This is a genomic window from Cryptosporangium sp. NPDC051539 (assembly GCF_044454545.1).
Taxonomy (GTDB): Bacteria; Actinomycetota; Actinomycetes; order Mycobacteriales; family Cryptosporangiaceae; genus Cryptosporangium.
In genome coordinates, this window is the sequence record NZ_JBITDV010000001.1 from 798,322 (window position 1) to 813,863 (window position 15,542).

Genomic DNA, 15,542 nt, shown 5'->3' on the forward strand with positions numbered 1-15,542 from the left:
GCCCTCCGGGCGATCGTCACGTCCCGGACGCTATCGCGGGGCGTAGAGCACGCTCTCGAACGGCCACTCGTCGCTGAGCCAGCCGGACACGGTCTCGTAGAGCACCGGGTCGAGCGCCGCGCGGTCGGCCCGCACCCAGGACCGGACCGACGCGCTACCGGGGGTCGCGCCCGGATAGACATACACGCAGCCGATCACGTCGTCACCGTCGAGCACCGAGTACGTGAAGCCTTTCCGCTGCGCGAAGTCGGCGGCGTGACGCTCGAGATCGTCGCCGTTCTCGGCCAGCGACATGGACTTCGGCCAGCTCCGGCCGGCGAAGCCCGGCGTCTGCCGGATGTGCTCCATGCTGGACGTCCACGCGGCGTAGTCCCGCTCGTTGTGCCGGACGCCCAGCGGCTCGAGGCGGAACCCGGCCCCGGCCGGCGGGCTCGGGGGTTCGAACCCGTCCGCGACGAAATCTGCCATGCCGGCGACCCCCGGACCTAGCGCCGCACCAGCGCGGCCAGCCCGACGACGACGGCGTCTTCGGCGAGCGCCGCCGGGAGCGCCGCTGCCGTCAGACCGGTCATCGACCGTCCGCCGGTCACCACACCCACCAAGAACGACCGCACGATCACGACTGACCCTCTCTGTTCCGGTTCCGCTTACCCGGCCGGGGCCGGAGGAAACCGGCCCGCTACCGGCCCAGCTGGCTGATCTTGTCCTTGAACAGGGTCGTCGCGGTCGCGATCTTGTTCGGCTGCCCCTTCAGCCACGCCTGCGCGAACTTCGACGCCTGCTCGTACCCGACCTTGCCCGGCAGCGGCGGCTCGTCCGGATTGACGTCCACATCGACGAGGGCCGGACCGTCGAAGGCGAGCGCGCCCGCGATCGCCTCGCGCACCTCGGAGCCCTCGGTGACCTTCCGGCCGTATCCGCCGCAGGCGGCGGCCCAGGCGGCGAAGTTGCCCTCCGGACGAGGGAACCGCACGCCGTGCTCGGGGTAGCCGAGGATCATCTGCTCCCAGAGGATCTGCCCGAGCGAGTTGTTGTTGTTGATCACGACCTTCACCGGAAGCCGGTGCTGCACGGCGGTGAGGAACTCGGCCATCAGCATCGCGAACCCGCCGTCGCCGACGTACGCGATCACCTGCCGGCCCGGGTACGCGTGCTGCAGCGCCAGCGCGTACGGCAGGCCGACGGCCATCGTCGCGAGGTTTCCGGACAGGTAGAACTCGCGGCCGCCGCGGATCGTCCAGTGCCGGGCCGCCCAGGTCGCGATCGTGCCGGAGTCGCAGGTCAGGATCGCGTCGTCGGTGGCCAGGTCGTCGACGACCCCGATCGCGTACTGCGGGGCGATCGGCGAACGGCTGCCGTTCTCCAGGTCCTCCATGTCCTCGCGCCAGTCGCGCATCTTGCCCTGGTACTTCTCCAGGTGCTTGCGGTCGTCCTTCCGGTGCACCAGCGGCAGGAGCGCGCTCAGCGCTTCGGCCGCGTCGCCGATCATCGGCACCTCGGTCGGGAGGCGGGCGCCGGCCCGCGCCGGGTCGGCTTCGATCTGGACGACGCGCACCGTGCCGGGTTCGGGCAGGTGCTTCGTGTACGGGAAGTTCGTGCCGACCATGAGGAGCGTGTCGCAGTCCTCGACCAGCTCCTCGCCGGGCTTCGTGCCCAGCAGCCCGATGCCGCCGACCGCGAACTCGGAATCGTCGGGGATCACGGCCTTGCCGGGCAGCGTCTTGATCACCGGGGCGCCGAGCGCGTCGGCGATCGCCAGGACCTCGTCGCGGGCGTGGCGGGCGCCCGCACCGGCGAGGATCGCGGGCTTCTCCGCCGCGTTCAGTACCGCGGCGGCCGCCTGGAGGTCGTCCTCCCGGGGGCGTCCGGGCGCCGGGCGGAAGATCGGCGCCGACGCCGGGGGGTTCGCGGGTGAGACGTGCGCGTACGGGTCCGCGTCCGCGTCCGCGACCTGGACGTCGTTCGGGAACGTCAGGTGCGCGACCCCCCGCCGGGCGTACGCGGTCCGGATCGCGTTGTCGACGACGCCCGGCAGCTGCGCCGGGTTCGTCACGACGAGGTTGTACTCGGTCACGTCGGCGTAGAGCTGATCGAGCGCGACCTCCTGCTGGTAGCCGCTGCCGAGCACGCTCGTCTCCTGCAGGCCGGTCAGGGCCAGGACCGGCGCGTGGTCGAGCTTGGCGTCGTACAGGCCGTTGAGCAGGTGGATGCCCCCCGGCCCGGAGGTCGCGAGGCAGACGCCGAGCTTGCCGGTCGCCTTCGCGTACGCGGTGGCCATGAACGCGGCCGCTTCCTCGTGGTGGACGAGGACGAACTTCACCCGGTCGGAGTGGCGGCGCAGGCCCTCCATGATCCCGTTGATGCCGTCCCCGGGCAGCCCGTAGACCGTGTCCACGCCCCACTCGGCCAGCCGCTCGACAAGCACTTCCGCTGCGATCCGTCCCATCCCTAGCAGATACCGAACTCACGCCGAACCAAACATGGTGAACCGGCGGCGGCCGGTATTCGTGGTGGGTCGTGTGCGACAAGTCGACGAAACGGTGTGGGCCGAGCTCACGCCCGAGGCCTCGCCGGCCGGGCGCCCGGCCCCGCTCGTCCGGCGGGTGGCCGCACGGACGATCGACTTCGGTGTCTGGCTCGGCGCGTTCTACGGTTTCACCACGGTCGCGGCCGACGCCCGGCTCGACGCGCTCGTGCTCGTCGTCTGGGGAGTCGTCTGGCTGGTGCTCCCCCGCGGCGCCACGGCAGGCAAGCGCCTGTGCGGCCTCCGGGTGGCCCGCACCGACGGCACCCTGCTGACACTCCGGCGCGCGCTGCTGCGCGAGGCGTGCGTGATCGTCAGCTTCGTGATCCCGGTGATCGGCGTGCTGATGGTGCTGGTGATCCTCAACGACCCCCGCCGCCAGGGCCTGCACGACAAGCTGGCCGACACGCTGGTCACGCCGCAGCCGCTCTGACACGTCCGCCCGGGCTCGGGTCTCAGGCCCCCACGTACCGGTTCTTTCCGGTGTTCTTCGCCTCGTACATCGCCGCGTCGGCTTCGCGGATCAGGTCGTCGGCGCGGGCGCCGGGGGCGCCGATCGCGATGCCGACGCTGGAGGACACCCAGGCCCGGTCTCCGTCGATGTCGATCGGCTCCTGGACGTCGGCGAGGACGCGCTCGGCGGCGGTCCGGGCGTTGGCCGAGGTCGTGAGGCCCTCGAGCAGGATCGCGAACTCGTCACCGCCGAACCGGGCGACGGTGTCGACGGCCCGTAGCCCGTTGCGCAGCCGCTCGCCGACCTCGAGCAGCACCAGGTCACCGGCCCCGTGCCCGAGCCGGTCGTTGACTTGCTTGAACCCGTCGAGATCGATGAACAGCACGGCGAGCAGGCCGCCGCTGCGGGCATGGATGTCCAGCGCGTGGATCAGCCGGTCGTAGAACAGCGTCCGGTTGGCCAGGCCGGTCAGCGGATCGTGGAACGCGAGATGGTGCAGCTCCTGCTCCCGCTCGCGGAGCTGGGCCTCGACGTGCTTGCGCCGCGCGATGTCGAGCCGGAGGGCGGCGGTGGCCTGATCGACCTGCTGCAACGCGCGGCTCCGGCTACCGGCCAGTGCGCCGGTCAGCACCCCGAGCATGAGCGTCAGTGCGGCTCCCGCGGCGAGCGTGAAGCGGCTCATCCCCCGGTCGGTGGCCGCCAGCAGGCGGGTGGTGGGCCAGGTCGTCAGCTCCCACCTCCGTTGTCCCAGCACGAGGACGCGATGCCGGACGAGCTCGTCGTCGTGCACGCGGATGCCCGGCGAGGCGGTGGAGATCACCGGGACCCTCCCACCGGCCTCGGTGAGGCGGACGTGCACGGCTCCCTGGCTGCGGTCCAGCAGCGTCTTGGCCAGGAAGTCCTGGCCGCGGACCGGCATCACCATCCAGCCGATGAACACGTCGGGCGCGGTCGAGCCGAGCCCGGAGTGGACCGGCACGACGAACAGCACCGAGTTCTCCCGGACGCCGGGCGGGACCGCCTGGTCCTGGATCAGAGGGAACGAGGGGCTGATCGCGAGCGCGCCGGACTGCTGCGCCTCCCGCAGGGCGAGCGCCGGTTCGGCGCGCTGCGCGAGGTCGACGCCGGGCAGGCCGGAGTATCCATCGAAAGCACGTTCGAAGACGACGAAGGCATGGCGGGTGGCGCCGGGCGACGGGCGCAGCGTGAGGCCGGTGGCCCCGCCGGAGCGCCACCTCCGCTGGAGGGCCGGCACCTGGGCAGTGCTGGCGGGCACGGCGAAACCGATTCCGGCGGAGCCGGTGAGCCAGCTCGTCTCCAGGCCGGCGGTGATTTTCGTGAAGTCGTCGCCGCGCAGTTCCGACTGGGCGCCGACCGACGACGCGAGGCTCTGCAGCGTTTCGCCGTAGCGCCCGGTCCGGTCGCTGACCGCCCCGGCGATCCCGTCCGCGTAGCGGTCCATGACCTGCCCGGCGTAGTCGTTCTCGGCCCGGTCGACCGCGTCGTACGCGCCGAACGTGACGAGGGCACCGGCGAGCATCACGGCAGCGACCAGCGCCAGCCCCGCTCGCCCCCGCTTTCCCACGAGCTACCTCATCGGCACCCGCGCCCGCGCGTTGACCGATCTGTCAGAACGCGACGGGTTGTCCGACTCTCGCTAGGTCTTGCCCCGGCGGCGACCGGCCTCGACCAGGCGCTCCCAATCCTCCGCGTTGGCGTAGAGCCGGTAGGCCTCCAGGTGTTCGTCCCCGCCCGGCTTCTTGACGACCAGGTGGCTCCCGTCCACCACGATCCGGTCGCGCGGCCGCAGCGGAACCGTGGTGAGACGTACACCGTTGAACACTCTGATCTGCGTGTCGGTCAGCACCACGCACGGCAGCCGCACGTACATGACGGCGACCAGCACTGCGACGACGACGGCGGCCAGCACCGGGTAGAAGGCGCCCGGTTCGTCGAGTAAAAGCACAAAATCGACCACTAGCAGCACTACTGCGACCACCGAAAACGTCACCGGGAGCCACCGAGCGAACCGGACTCTCATGACCGCCCACAGTAGACCGTCCCGAGTTCCCGGATGCGGCGCCCGTCACACCTGGGTACCCGGATATGGCCCGGTCCGCCCCCGACCTGCAACTCTGGACAGCGATCGTCGATTAGTCCGGTGTTCGTGCACCACCCCGCTCGACACCATCTTCCGGGAGGACCCATGACGGAAGCTCGATCGCTGCAGCCCGAGCCCGCTTACACGCTGCGTTTCGGCGAAGACAGCCTTCCCCTAGAGGTGCGCGAGGCCTCCGAGGGTGCCGACGGTCTCGACATCGGCAAACTCCTCTCGAAAACCGGCAAGGTCACGCTCGACACCGGTTTCGTCAACACCGCGTCCTGCACGTCCGCGATCACGTACATCGACGGCGACGCGGGCATCCTGCGTTACCGCGGTTACCCGATCGAGCAGCTCGCCGAGAAGTCGACGTTCCTCGAGGTCGCGTATCTGCTGATCCACGGCGACCTGCCGACCGAGACCGAGCTGACCGAGTTCACCGACTCGATCAAGGAGCACACGCTCATCCGCGAGGAGATGCGGCGCTTCTTCGACGGCTTCCCCCGCGACGCGCACCCGATGGCCGTGCTGTCGTCCGGCGTCAGCGCGCTGTCGACGTTCTACCAGGACGCGCTCGACCCGTTCGATTCCGGCCAGGTCGAGATCTCCACGGTGCGCCTGCTCGCGAAGCTGCCCACGATCGCGGCGCACTCGTACAAGAACTCGATCGGCCACCCGACGCTCTACCCCGACAACTCGCTCTCGTACGTCGAGAACTTCCTCCGGATGACGTTCGGCCTGCCGACCACCCCGTACGAGATCGACCCGGTCCGGGCCCGGGTGCTCGACATGCTGTTCATCCTGCACGCCGACCACGAACAGAACTGTTCGACGTCGACCGTGCGGCTGGTCGGGTCGAGCCAGGCGAACCTGTTCGCCTCGGTCTCCGCGGGCGTCAACGCGCTGTTCGGACCGCTGCACGGCGGCGCGAACGAGGCCGTGCTGACGATGCTCAACCGGATCAACGAGGACGGCGGCGACGTCAAGGCGTTCGTCCGGGCGGTCAAGGACAAGTCGGCCGGCACCCGTCTGATGGGCTTCGGCCACCGCGTCTACCGCAACTACGACCCGCGGGCCGCCATCGTCAAGAAGGCCGCCCGGGACGTCCTCGAGCAGATGCACCGCGCCGATCCGATGCTCGACATCGCGATGGAGCTCGAGGAGATCGCACTCTCCGACGACTACTTCGTCGAGCGCAAGCTGTACCCGAACGTGGACTTCTACACCGGGCTCATCTACAAGGCGATGGGCTTCCCGACCCGGATGTTCACGGTGCTGTTCGCGCTGGGCCGGCTGCCCGGCTGGATCGCTCAGTGGCGCGAGATGATCGACGACCCGGCGACCAAGATCGGCCGCCCGCGGCAGATCTACACCGGCGCGACCGAGCGCGACTACCTCCCGTTCGAGAAGCGCTGATTGGTCGGTGCGGCCCGGCGTGCACGGATGCGTCTGTGACACGCCGGGCGCCGCGTCGCTGACGTCGGCCGCGGGGTTCGGCCCGGTGTTCTAGGTTGCGGGGCCGCGGGTAGCCGGGAGGCCGCGCGGGGCCGCAGGCCGTTGTGGGGCCGCGGGTGGGCGCGGGGCCGGGGCGGCCCCGCGTGGGCGCGGTTAGTCGTGGTCGCGGAGTGCGGCGGCGGTTGCGCCGAGGTGGCGGTCGAGAAGCGCGGCGGCGGTGTCGGCGTCCCGGGCCAGCGCGGCCTCCTCCAGCGCCAGATGCTCGGCGAGAGCGTCCCGGTTCGGGTTGCCGTGCGCCGACCAGCGACGGGCCAGTTCCCCGGCCAGCCACAACCGATCGAACATATCGAGCAGCACCGCGTTGCCGCACCCGTCGAGCAGCGCCCGGTGGAACGCCCGGTGCGCCTCCGACCATTCCACCCTCACACGCTCGCCGTCGTACGCCTGCGTCCGCGCGAGCCGGTGGTGCGTCGCCCGCACCCGCGTCTCCCACTCGAGGTCCCCGCGAGTGATGGCCAGCCGAAACGCGGCCGGCTCGACCGTCCGGCGGGCCTCGGCGATCTCCTGCCAGCGCCGATCGGACTGGCCCGGCACCGCGAATCCCCGGTTCGGCAGGCGGTCGGCCAGCCCGTCCCCGACCAGTCGGACAAGAGCTTCGCGCACCACCGCCAGGCTGACGCCGTGCCGGTGGGCGAGCTCCTGCGGCTTGAGCGCCTCTTCCGGCGCGAACTCACCCAGCAGGATCGCGTTCCGAAGATCGGTGTACACGCGGCCTGACAAACTCATGCCGGTCACGATAGACCATCGTCCAGATAATCGATTATTAGTGATACGGTCGATCTTGACGAGAGGAACTCACATGACCGGCAACGATCCGTTCGCCCGCTTACCCGAGGCGGCCACCTTCAGCCTCACCAGCACGACGATGGGCGGCGAGCTACCACTCGGGCACGACGTGTCACCCCAGCTGTCCTGGACCGGGGCGCCCGAGGGCACCAAGAGCTACGCGGTCACGATGTACGACCCGGACGCGCCGACCGGTTCCGGCTTCTGGCACTGGGCCGTGGCCGACCTCCCCGCCGCGGCGACGTCCCTGCCGGAGGATGCGGGCGACGACACCGGCTCCGGACTCCCGGCCGGCGCCTACCAGCTACCCAACGACGCCCGGGTCGCTCGCTTCCTCGGCGCCGCCCCGCCGCCCGGCCACGGACCGCACCGCTACTTCGTGGTGGTGTCCGCACTCGACGTCGACCAGATCGGCGTCCCGGCCGACGCGACGCCCGCGATGCTCGGCTTCCTGATCGCCGGCCACGTCCTCGCCCGAGCGGTGTTGACCGCGACGGCCGAGAACCCGGCCTGACCGTTCGGATTTGCCTACCTGAGGTAAGCGATTCGGAGGGTGACACGGTCTCCGCGCGGCGCCTCGGGATGCCTACCTTAGGTAAGTGAATCGGAGGCGGCCGAGGCCCTGCGCGGCGCTTGAGATGCCTACCTTAGGTATGTGAATCCGAACCGGCGGAGGATCGGCCTGGCGCATGGGATGCCTACCTTAGGTATGCGTCGGACCGGCGGCGCTCCCCGCGTGGCGCGGCGGAACTGCCTACCTTAGGTATCCGAATTGGAACGGCGGGGAACCCCTCCGGCCTGCCGGCCTGCCGTCCTGCCGTCCTGGGTCCTGGGTCCCGGGTCCCGGGTCCTGGGTCCCGGGTCCCGGGTCCCGAGTCCGATACTGCGGCGCGCTCGCTGCGGCGCGCTTTCGCCTCTGCGCCGGCGACTGGCACGGCTTCTTGACGCCCGAGCCCCTGGGCTTGGGCGCTGGCTCCTCGCGGTTTTCTGGACGGTTCGCCGGCGGGCGGGCGTGGGCAGCTTCCTGGTCGTGATCCCGGCCGTGGCCTGTTCGTCGGCGTCGGCGCCTACGCCTCCGCGGCCCGGCCCCGCGCCCGGATCAGCTCTGCGCGCCCGGGGCGGAGCGGCCGGAACCGGCCAGCCTAGGGCGACCCTGTTGACGCTCCTCGAAAGTCGGCTGCTGGCGCGCCATCGGCCGGACTTCGACCAGCGCTGACGGACCCGAGCTCCCGCCGTTCCTCGCCGCAGCCAGGACGGGCTCGGCCGGAGCAAGGCACCTGACCGAGTCGGACCGAGCGGAGCCCACTCGCCGGAACCGGCGGAGCCAACCTCGTCGGAACCGGCGGAGCCCGCTCGACCGGCTCGGCAGCGCCGTCACCGCCGCGCTCCTCGCAGTGCCCACGGCAGCCACACGCCAGCGGCGGCCCCCACATCCAGGGCAACCGCCGGTCGGCACCATCCCGCCAACCTCGCCCAGAGCGCCTCTAGCCATAACGGACTCCCCCGGCGCCCGCACAGCAACGCCTCCCCGCCGGCCGCCGCAGCCCCCAGAGCCCGCGCACCCCCGCAGCCCCTCAGAGCCCGCATACCCACAACGCTCGAGAACCGGCCGCCACGAGCGCGCCCCCAACACCGCCAGACCGACCCGCCCGGCGACCGCTCGCGACACCCCGTCCCGGCAGACACGACACCGCACCGCACCGCACGGCACTGCTCGGCACGACACCGCACGGCTCGGCACCGCACGGCACGGCCCGCACGCCCGTCAGCACGGCGGCTGACGCCACACGCTCACAGCACCATCCACCAGCACAAACCCACCCCACCAAGGCCGCCACCAAAACCTTTCACCACCCCCGGCCCACCCAACCCCCAATACCTAGTAATCCCATCGGCATTGACAACTATCGAGCCCGCTAGTTATATCCCAGTCCTAAGTCGACGTGTGGAGACGTGCCGATGACAGAGACTGTGGACCGCCCGGCGGTGGAGGCGACACCGCTCACCGCGCAGCGGGTGCTGCCGCTCCGGCGCCCAGGACGGTGGATCGCCACCGCGATCGTGCTCGTGGTCGTCGCGCAGGTCGTGCACGGGCTGATCACGAACCCGTTCTTCCAGTGGGACCGCTTCGGCTACTGGTTCCTCCGGCCGGTGATCCTCGACGGACTCGTCATCACGCTGAAGGTCTCGGCCCTGAGCGCGGTGTTCGCGCTGATCGGCGGCATCGTGCTCGCGCTGATGCGGCTCTCGGAGAACCCGGTGCTCAACGCGGTCAGCTGGGCCTACATCTGGCTGTTCCGGTCGATCCCGCTGATCGTCCTGCTGCTGATCCTCTACAACTTCGGGGCGCTCTACCAGACGCTCAGCCTCGGGGTCCCGTTCGGCCCGGCGCTGTTCACGTTCAACGAGCAGCGACTCGCGACCGACCTCGCGATCGCGGTCGTCGGCATCAGCCTGAACGAATCGGCGTTCGCGGCCGAGGTCGTGCGCGGCGGGTTCCTCTCGGTCGACCAGGGTCAGCACGAGGCCGCGTCGGCGCTCGGACTCCCGCGCGCCTACCAGTTCCGGCGCATCGTGTTCCCGCAGGCGCTGCGCGCGATCGTCCCGCCGTACGTGAACCTGCTGATCGGCCTCGTCAAGGGCACGTCGCTGGTCTACTACGTATCTCTTCTGGACCTGTTCGGCTCGGTCGAGTCGCTCGGCAGCACGTACCCCGGCGACATCGTGCCGCTGCTGATGGTCGCCACGGTCTGGTACCTGATCCTGATCAGCCTGGTCTCGATCGTGCAGCACTACGTCGAGCGGTTCTCCGCCCGGGGGACGTCGCGATGACCGGGGCCGGCGTGGAGATCGTCAACGCGCACAAGTGGTACGGCACCCACCGCGTGCTCGACGGCGTCGACCTGACCGTGCAACCGGGCCAGGTCGCGGTCATCCTCGGGCCGTCCGGATCGGGCAAGTCCACGCTGCTCCGGGCGATCAACCACCTGGAGAAACTCGACGTCGGTCACGTCAGCATCAACGGCGAGCTCATCGGCGTCCGCAGAATTACGGACGGACGGCACCGGGACCGGCTGAAGGAACTGCCGGAAGGCGTGATCCGGCGGCAGCGCCGACGGATCGGGTTCGTGTTCCAGAACTTCAACCTGTTCCCCAACCTGACCGTGCTGCACAACGTCGCCGCCGCGCCGGTCGCGACCGGCGCGGCCGGGAAGGCCGACGCCGCGGCGCTGGCCCGCGACCTGCTGGCCCGCGTCGGCCTGTCCGACAAGGCGGACGCCTACCCGAGGCAACTCTCGGGTGGCCAGCAGCAGCGGGTGGCGATCGCGCGGGCGCTGGCCCTGCGGCCGGGCGTCCTGCTGTTCGACGAACCGACCTCGGCGCTCGACCCCGAGCTCGTCGGCGAGGTGCTCAGCGTCATCAAGGACCTCGCCGCGACCGGCACCACGATGATCGTCGTCACCCACGAGATCGGCTTCGCCCGCGAGGTCGCCGACCTCATCGTTCTCCTCGACGGCGGCCGCGTCGTCGAGCAGGGCTCACCCGCGCGGGTGTTGGACGACCCGGAGCATCCCCGCACGGCTGAGTTCCTCAGCCGGGTCCTCTGAAGGAGACGCATGCCCACATTCACCCGCCTCGCCGCCGTCGTGGTGCTCGCGGCGGCGGTCCTGACCGCCTGCTCGAGCAACGACACCGCCGGCACCGCGGACGTCGGTCCCGGCCAGGTCGTCGTCGGTGCGCTCTCCAACGGCGCGGCGCGGGAGGTCACGCTGTCGGTGCCGCAGGTCGACTCGATCCGGGCGCAGCTCCCCGCGGCGATCCGCGACAGCGGGACGTTCACGATCGGTCTCGGATTCCTGCCGTCCGGGTCGCCGCCGCTCGGCTACGTCGGAGCGGACCAGAAGACGCTGACCGGGTCCGAACCCGACCTCGGGCGCCTGGTCGCGGCCGTGCTCGGCCTGAAGCCGCAGCTGGCCAACGCCACCTGGGACAACCTGTTCGTCGGCCTCGACAGCGGGAAGAACACCGCCGGCTTCTCGAACATCACCGACACCGAGAAGCGCAAGGAGAAGTACGACTTCGCCTGCTACCGCAAGGACAACCTCGCGTTCGAGGTGCCGGCCAAGAGCACCTGGAACTTCGACGGCAACTACCAGAACCTCTCCGGGCTGACCGTCGCCGTCGACTCCGGCACCAACCAGGAGAAGATCCTGCTCGAGTGGCAGAACAAGCTGAAGGCCGACGGCAAGACGCTCACCGTCAAGCGCTACCCCGACCACAACTCGGTCCAGCTCGCGCTCGACTCCGGCAAGATCGACGCGTACTTCTCGCCGAACCCCTCGGTCGCCTACCGCGCCGCCCAATCCCAGGGCAGCCCGGCCGCGACCCGCAGCGCCGGGCAGTTCTCCGGTGCCGGCGCGACTCTGCAGGGCCTGATCTGCGCGACGACGAAAAAGGACAACGGGCTGATCGGGCCGGTCGCCGCCGCGATCAACTACCTGATCGACAACGGCCAGTACAGCGCGCTGCTCGCCGCCTGGAACCTGACCGACGAGGCCGTGACGAAGGCCGGGATCAACCCGCCGGGGCTGCCGCTGACGAACGCCTGAGCAGCGGCAGCAACTGCCGGCCCTGCCGCTCGACCTCCCGCAGGTACGGGGTGTCGGAGAGCAGGAAATGCGTGACGCCGAGCGCCCGGTAGCGGGTGAGCGCGGCCGCCACCTCCGGCGCCGAGCCGACCAGCCAGGTCGTGCCGGCCCCGGCGGCGCCGTAGCGGCCGGGCGCGGTGTAGAGGTTGTCGTCGAGGACCTCGCCGCGCTCGGCCAGGCCGATTAGCCGCTGCTGGCCGACGGCCTGGCCCCAGTCCTTGTCGCGGGCCACCCGGCCCGCCGCCATCGCGGCCACGCGTGCCTCGGCGTCGGCCCAGGCCTCGTCGCCGGTGTCACGGACGACCGTCGTGACACCGCAGGCCGAATTCCAGCGGGGCGTGCTCGCGTCCCAGCTCGGCGGAGAGGCGGCGGAGCCGCGCGATGCGCTCGCGGACGTCGTCGAGCGGCTCGCCCCAGAACAACTGCACGTCGGCCTCGGCGGCCGCGACGCGCTCGGCGTCCGGGGACGCGCCGCCGAAGTAGAGGGGCACGGGCGCGGCCGGCCGCTGGGCGAGGGTCGAGCCGGTGACGCGGTGGTGCTCACCGTGCTCCGTCACGTTCTCCTCGGTCCAGAGTCATGCGCACGATCCGCAAGAACTCCCGGGTCCGCGCGTAGCGGGCGTCGCGGCCCTCCGGCCGGTCGCCGTAGGCCGCCGGGCTGTCCTCACCGGACACGACGTTGACCAGCACCCGGCCGCCGGAGAGGTGGTCGAGCGTCGCGGCGGCGGACGCGAACCGGGCCGGGTGCCAGTAGCCGGGGCGGGCCGCGATCAGCGGCCGGAACGTCGTCGTGCGGGCGGCGAGCGCGGTCGCGACCGTGAACGTGTCGGGGCGGCCCCAGCCGGTGCCGAGGAGTGCGCCGCCCCAGCCGGTCTCCTCGATCTTCCTGGCCTGCGCGGTGAGCGTGCCGAGGCTGTTGTGGGCCTCGGTCGTCACGTCGCCGCGGTGCCCGGCCCTGGCTTCGTTCGGGATGTACCAGAGGAACGTCACCGGTGCGTGGCGAGGTCGGCGACGATGGCGTCGAAGGCGGTGATCACCAGCGAGAGGTGGCCTTCGGCCTCGTCGAGGTGGACGGTCGCGCCGGGGACGTGGTCGGCGAGCCAGCGGCCGTGAGCGAACGGGACCATCCGGTCCTGGGCACCCTGCCAGATCGCGACCGGGGTGGTGAGCGCGTCCAGGTCGAAGCCCCAGCCGGTGACGAACGCCAGGTCGTCGTCGCGCCAGCCGTCGACGCCCGCGGAGACCGCGGCCCGGAACATGCCCGCGGTGTAGTCGGCGAACGTGTCGGTGAGCGCCACCTTGTCGACGTCGCTGACCAGGTCGCCGAGCGCGGCGCCGAGCTGGTCGCCACGGACGTTCGCCAGGGCCGGGACCTGGGCTTCGAGGAACGCGGTGAGTTCCGCCGGGCCGGTGGCCGCCGCCCCGAACTCCTCGATGTTCTCGGCGCCCATGCCGGCGAGCCAGTCCAGGCCCTCGGCGTCGTACGGGGCGACGCCGGCGATCGTCGCGGCGGCCGCGCAGCGTCCGGACAGGAGCGTCGCGCAAGCCAGGGCGTGCGGACCGCCGCCGGACCAGCCGACGGTCAGGAAGCGGTCCGCGCCGAGCGCGTCGAGCAGCGCGGCGACGTCGGCCGCGACGGACGCGACCGTGCGTCCGGGCTGCGCCGTGGACCCGGCGTAGCCGGGGCGGCTCGTCGTGACGACGCGGAGGCCGTTGCGGGCGGCGGCGGTGACGATCGGCTCGTAGAGGGAGGCCGCCGAGGGCGTGCCGTTGTGCAGGACGAGCGGCCGGCCGCCGGCGGGGCCTTCGACGAGGTATTCGAGGTTCCGCCCGTCGGGCAGCCGCAGGATCGTCATGACTCGAACATAGCGGGCCGATCGGCCCGCCAGACGTCGTTCGAGGCGCCCCGGGACGACCGCGGGTCACGTCGGGCGATGGCGGGCCAGGTGCGACTTCTCCACGTCCAGGTCGGCCTGGATCCGGCGGAGCACGTCGTCGTCGATGTCGTCGGCGTCCCGGAGGCGGACGATCGTCGCGTGCTCCTCGGCGATCAGCGCGAGCCGCAGGTCGAGGTACTGGGTCTCGTCGTCCGAGGCGGACCGGTCGTCGGCGTCGTCGGTTTCGCCGGCGCGGAGTGCCCGCAGGTGCCGGTCGTACTCGGTGCGGACCTGGTCGACGACCGCATCCGGCGGATGCAGACGTTCCACCACCTGCGGGAGAGCGTCCAGGGCGGCCTGCACCGCGGCGATCTCGGCCCGGCGGAGCTCCCCCGGGCCGTCCGGGCGCAGCCCGGCCCAGCGCACGACGCCGGGCAGCAGCGGCGCCTGCACGAGCAGGGTCACCGCGATCACCCCGGCGGTCACGAACACGATCAGGTCCCGGTCGGGGAACGGCGTGCCGTTGTCGAGCAGTTCGGGCACGGCCAGCGCCGCCGCCAGCGACACCGCCCCGCGGAAACCCGCCGCCGCCAGCACGGTCCGCGGCCTCGCGGTCATCCGCAGCCGGCGCTGCTTCGGCCGGTGGTCGAGCAGCCGGATCACGTACGGGCTGGTGAAGAAGAAGAGGAACCGCGCGAGCACCACCGCTGCCGACACCGCGAGCACCGCGGTCAGGCCGCGCGTGAGCCCGGTGCTGGTCAAGCCACGGACGGCGCCGTGGATCTGGATGCCGATCAGCACGAACAGCGCGCCGTTGAGCAGCGACGTCACGAACGTCATCACGGTGTGCACGTGCTCCCGGGCGTCCGCCGGGAAGTGGCGGGGAGACACCTGGCTGACCCAGAGACCGCTCACGACGACGGCGAGCACGCCGGAGGCGTGCACCTGCTCGGCCAGCAGGTACGCCCCGAGGGGCGTGACGAGGGCCAGCAGGTTGTGCTGGGCCGGGTCCCGCAGACGGCGGCGGACCAGCAGGCTGAGCCAGGTGATGAGGGCACCGACCGCGATGCCGCCGCCGTAGGCGACGCCGAACATTTCCCCGAGCCGGGGGACGCTGAAGTGCTCGTCGCCGACCGTCACGGCGACCGCGAGCCCGTAGATGACCAGCGCGGTGCCGTCGTTGACCAGGCTCTCGGCGCGCATCATCGTCGCGACGCGGCGCGGGAGCCCGCGGCCGAGGACGCCGACCGCGGTCGCGTCGGTCGGGGCGACGGCCGCGCCCAGGACCCAGGCCGGGCCCCAGGGCACGCCGAGCAGGTGCGCGGTCACCGCGACCAGCGCAGCCGTGGCCGCGACCAGGACCGTGCTGGTCAGGACGATGATCCGCTGGTTGACGCGGATCTCGCGGAGCGAGGAGGTGAACGCCTCCCAGTACAGCAGCACCGGCAGGAACAGCAGCAGCACGACGTCGGGCGGCAGTTCGATCTCGCGCAGCGGCGGCAGGAACCCCAGCAGTACCCCGCCGACGAGCAGCACGGCCGGTGGCGCGACCCGGATCCGGCGCGCGACGTAATTGCAGACCAGGATCGCGAGGCCGACCGCGACGAGAAGCTCCAGGGCGGTCATCCGCGGGCCC

The 15,542-nt window shown here is 71.4% G+C and carries 14 protein-coding genes and 1 pseudogene; 6 read left to right on the plus strand and 9 right to left on the minus strand.

Annotated elements, in window-relative coordinates; genetic code table 11:
* Window positions 1-30 precede the first annotated feature (30 nt).
* The 3 genes from ACIBZJ_RS03780 to ACIBZJ_RS03790 all read right to left on the minus strand — a co-directional run bounded on the left by ACIBZJ_RS03780 (window position 31) and on the right by ACIBZJ_RS03790 (window position 2,446).
* A complete protein-coding gene (locus ACIBZJ_RS03780) occupies window positions 31-468 on the minus strand; it encodes an N-acetyltransferase (RefSeq protein WP_395925113.1) in 438 nt (145 codons plus the stop codon).
* Window positions 469-485: 17 nt separating this feature from the next.
* The gene (locus ACIBZJ_RS03785) at window positions 486-614 is read right to left on the minus strand and encodes a hypothetical protein (RefSeq protein WP_395925115.1); all 129 of its coding nucleotides are present in this window, start codon (window positions 612-614) and stop codon (window positions 486-488) included.
* Window positions 615-679: 65 nt separating this feature from the next.
* Window positions 680-2,446, minus strand: coding sequence for a thiamine pyrophosphate-dependent enzyme (locus ACIBZJ_RS03790; protein WP_395925117.1), 1,767 nt, complete (start codon window positions 2,444-2,446; stop codon window positions 680-682).
* A gap of 73 nt (window positions 2,447-2,519) precedes the next feature.
* Between ACIBZJ_RS03790 and ACIBZJ_RS03795 the strand changes: the two genes are divergently transcribed.
* Window positions 2,520-2,957, plus strand: a complete 438-nt coding sequence (locus ACIBZJ_RS03795) for an RDD family protein (RefSeq protein WP_395925119.1) — start codon at window positions 2,520-2,522, stop codon at window positions 2,955-2,957.
* Between the two features lie 22 nt (window positions 2,958-2,979).
* Here the strand turns inward: ACIBZJ_RS03795 and ACIBZJ_RS03800 are convergent, their stop codons facing one another.
* Together ACIBZJ_RS03800 and ACIBZJ_RS03805 are read right to left on the minus strand one after the other, a co-directional pair.
* The gene (locus tag ACIBZJ_RS03800) at window positions 2,980-4,563 is read right to left on the minus strand and encodes a diguanylate cyclase domain-containing protein (protein WP_395925121.1); all 1,584 of its coding nucleotides are present in this window, start codon (window positions 4,561-4,563) and stop codon (window positions 2,980-2,982) included.
* A gap of 72 nt (window positions 4,564-4,635) precedes the next feature.
* Window positions 4,636-5,019, minus strand: a complete 384-nt coding sequence (locus tag ACIBZJ_RS03805; protein WP_395925123.1) for a hypothetical protein — start codon at window positions 5,017-5,019, stop codon at window positions 4,636-4,638.
* A gap of 165 nt (window positions 5,020-5,184) precedes the next feature.
* Between ACIBZJ_RS03805 and ACIBZJ_RS03810 the strand changes: the two genes are divergently transcribed.
* Window positions 5,185-6,495, plus strand: coding sequence for a citrate synthase (locus tag ACIBZJ_RS03810; protein WP_395925125.1), 1,311 nt, complete (start codon window positions 5,185-5,187; stop codon window positions 6,493-6,495).
* 192 nt (window positions 6,496-6,687) lie between these two features.
* Here ACIBZJ_RS03810 and ACIBZJ_RS03815 read toward each other — a convergent pair whose 3' ends face one another.
* The gene (locus ACIBZJ_RS03815) at window positions 6,688-7,320 is read right to left on the minus strand and encodes a GntR family transcriptional regulator (RefSeq protein ID WP_395925127.1); all 633 of its coding nucleotides are present in this window, start codon (window positions 7,318-7,320) and stop codon (window positions 6,688-6,690) included.
* A 73-nt stretch (window positions 7,321-7,393) separates the two neighbouring features.
* On the opposite strand from ACIBZJ_RS03815, the gene ACIBZJ_RS03820 reads away from it, so the two are divergent.
* The 4 genes from ACIBZJ_RS03820 (at window position 7,394) to ACIBZJ_RS03835 (ending at window position 11,990) form a co-directional block, all read left to right on the plus strand.
* Window positions 7,394-7,894 carry a YbhB/YbcL family Raf kinase inhibitor-like protein gene (locus ACIBZJ_RS03820; RefSeq protein ID WP_395925129.1) on the plus strand — a complete coding sequence of 167 codons (501 nt, stop codon included), beginning with the start codon at window positions 7,394-7,396 and terminating at the stop codon, window positions 7,892-7,894.
* 1,445 nt (window positions 7,895-9,339) lie between these two features.
* A complete protein-coding gene (locus ACIBZJ_RS03825; RefSeq protein WP_395925131.1) occupies window positions 9,340-10,212 on the plus strand; it encodes an amino acid ABC transporter permease in 873 nt (290 codons plus the stop codon).
* On the plus strand, window positions 10,209-10,988 hold the full coding sequence (locus tag ACIBZJ_RS03830; protein ID WP_395925133.1) for an amino acid ABC transporter ATP-binding protein: 780 nt from the start codon (window positions 10,209-10,211) through the stop codon (window positions 10,986-10,988). Before ACIBZJ_RS03825 ends, ACIBZJ_RS03830 begins: the two co-directional genes overlap by 4 nt.
* Before the next feature lie 9 nt (window positions 10,989-10,997).
* The gene (locus ACIBZJ_RS03835; RefSeq protein WP_395925135.1) at window positions 10,998-11,990 is read left to right on the plus strand and encodes a transporter substrate-binding domain-containing protein; all 993 of its coding nucleotides are present in this window, start codon (window positions 10,998-11,000) and stop codon (window positions 11,988-11,990) included.
* On the opposite strand, the pseudogene ACIBZJ_RS03840 reads toward ACIBZJ_RS03835, so the two are convergent.
* The 3 genes and pseudogenes from ACIBZJ_RS03840 to ACIBZJ_RS03850 form a co-directional block, all read right to left on the minus strand.
* Window positions 11,956-13,019 (minus strand): annotated as a pseudogene (locus ACIBZJ_RS03840) (LLM class flavin-dependent oxidoreductase). The gene ACIBZJ_RS03835 and the pseudogene ACIBZJ_RS03840 sit on opposite strands and share 35 nt — an antisense overlap.
* The gene (locus ACIBZJ_RS03845) at window positions 13,016-13,885 is read right to left on the minus strand and encodes an alpha/beta fold hydrolase (RefSeq protein ID WP_395925137.1); all 870 of its coding nucleotides are present in this window, start codon (window positions 13,883-13,885) and stop codon (window positions 13,016-13,018) included. Before ACIBZJ_RS03845 ends, ACIBZJ_RS03840 begins: the two are co-directional and overlap by 4 nt.
* Before the next feature lie 66 nt (window positions 13,886-13,951).
* A complete protein-coding gene (locus ACIBZJ_RS03850) occupies window positions 13,952-15,532 on the minus strand; it encodes a Na+/H+ antiporter (protein WP_395925139.1) in 1,581 nt (526 codons plus the stop codon).
* Window positions 15,533-15,542 lie beyond the last annotated feature (10 nt).

Bases quoted from the DNA above. Each gene is read 5' to 3' on its own strand.
- ACIBZJ_RS03845 (WP_395925137.1), bottom strand. From the start codon at position 13,885: ATGACGATCCTGCGGCTGCCCGACGGGCGGAACCTCGAATACCTCGTC.
- ACIBZJ_RS03790 (WP_395925117.1), bottom strand. From the start codon at position 2,446: ATGGGACGGATCGCAGCGGAAGTGCTTGTCGAGCGGCTGGCCGAGTGG.
- ACIBZJ_RS03825 (WP_395925131.1), top strand. From the start codon at position 9,340: ATGACAGAGACTGTGGACCGCCCGGCGGTGGAGGCGACACCGCTCACC.
- ACIBZJ_RS03815 (WP_395925127.1), bottom strand. From the start codon at position 7,320: ATGAGTTTGTCAGGCCGCGTGTACACCGATCTTCGGAACGCGATCCTG.
- ACIBZJ_RS03780 (WP_395925113.1), bottom strand. From the start codon at position 468: ATGGCAGATTTCGTCGCGGACGGGTTCGAACCCCCGAGCCCGCCGGCC.
- ACIBZJ_RS03805 (WP_395925123.1), bottom strand. From the start codon at position 5,019: ATGAGAGTCCGGTTCGCTCGGTGGCTCCCGGTGACGTTTTCGGTGGTC.
- ACIBZJ_RS03820 (WP_395925129.1), top strand. From the start codon at position 7,394: ATGACCGGCAACGATCCGTTCGCCCGCTTACCCGAGGCGGCCACCTTC.
- ACIBZJ_RS03835 (WP_395925135.1), top strand. From the start codon at position 10,998: ATGCCCACATTCACCCGCCTCGCCGCCGTCGTGGTGCTCGCGGCGGCG.
- ACIBZJ_RS03810 (WP_395925125.1), top strand. From the start codon at position 5,185: ATGACGGAAGCTCGATCGCTGCAGCCCGAGCCCGCTTACACGCTGCGT.
- ACIBZJ_RS03850 (WP_395925139.1), bottom strand. From the start codon at position 15,532: ATGACCGCCCTGGAGCTTCTCGTCGCGGTCGGCCTCGCGATCCTGGTC.
- ACIBZJ_RS03830 (WP_395925133.1), top strand. From the start codon at position 10,209: ATGACCGGGGCCGGCGTGGAGATCGTCAACGCGCACAAGTGGTACGGC.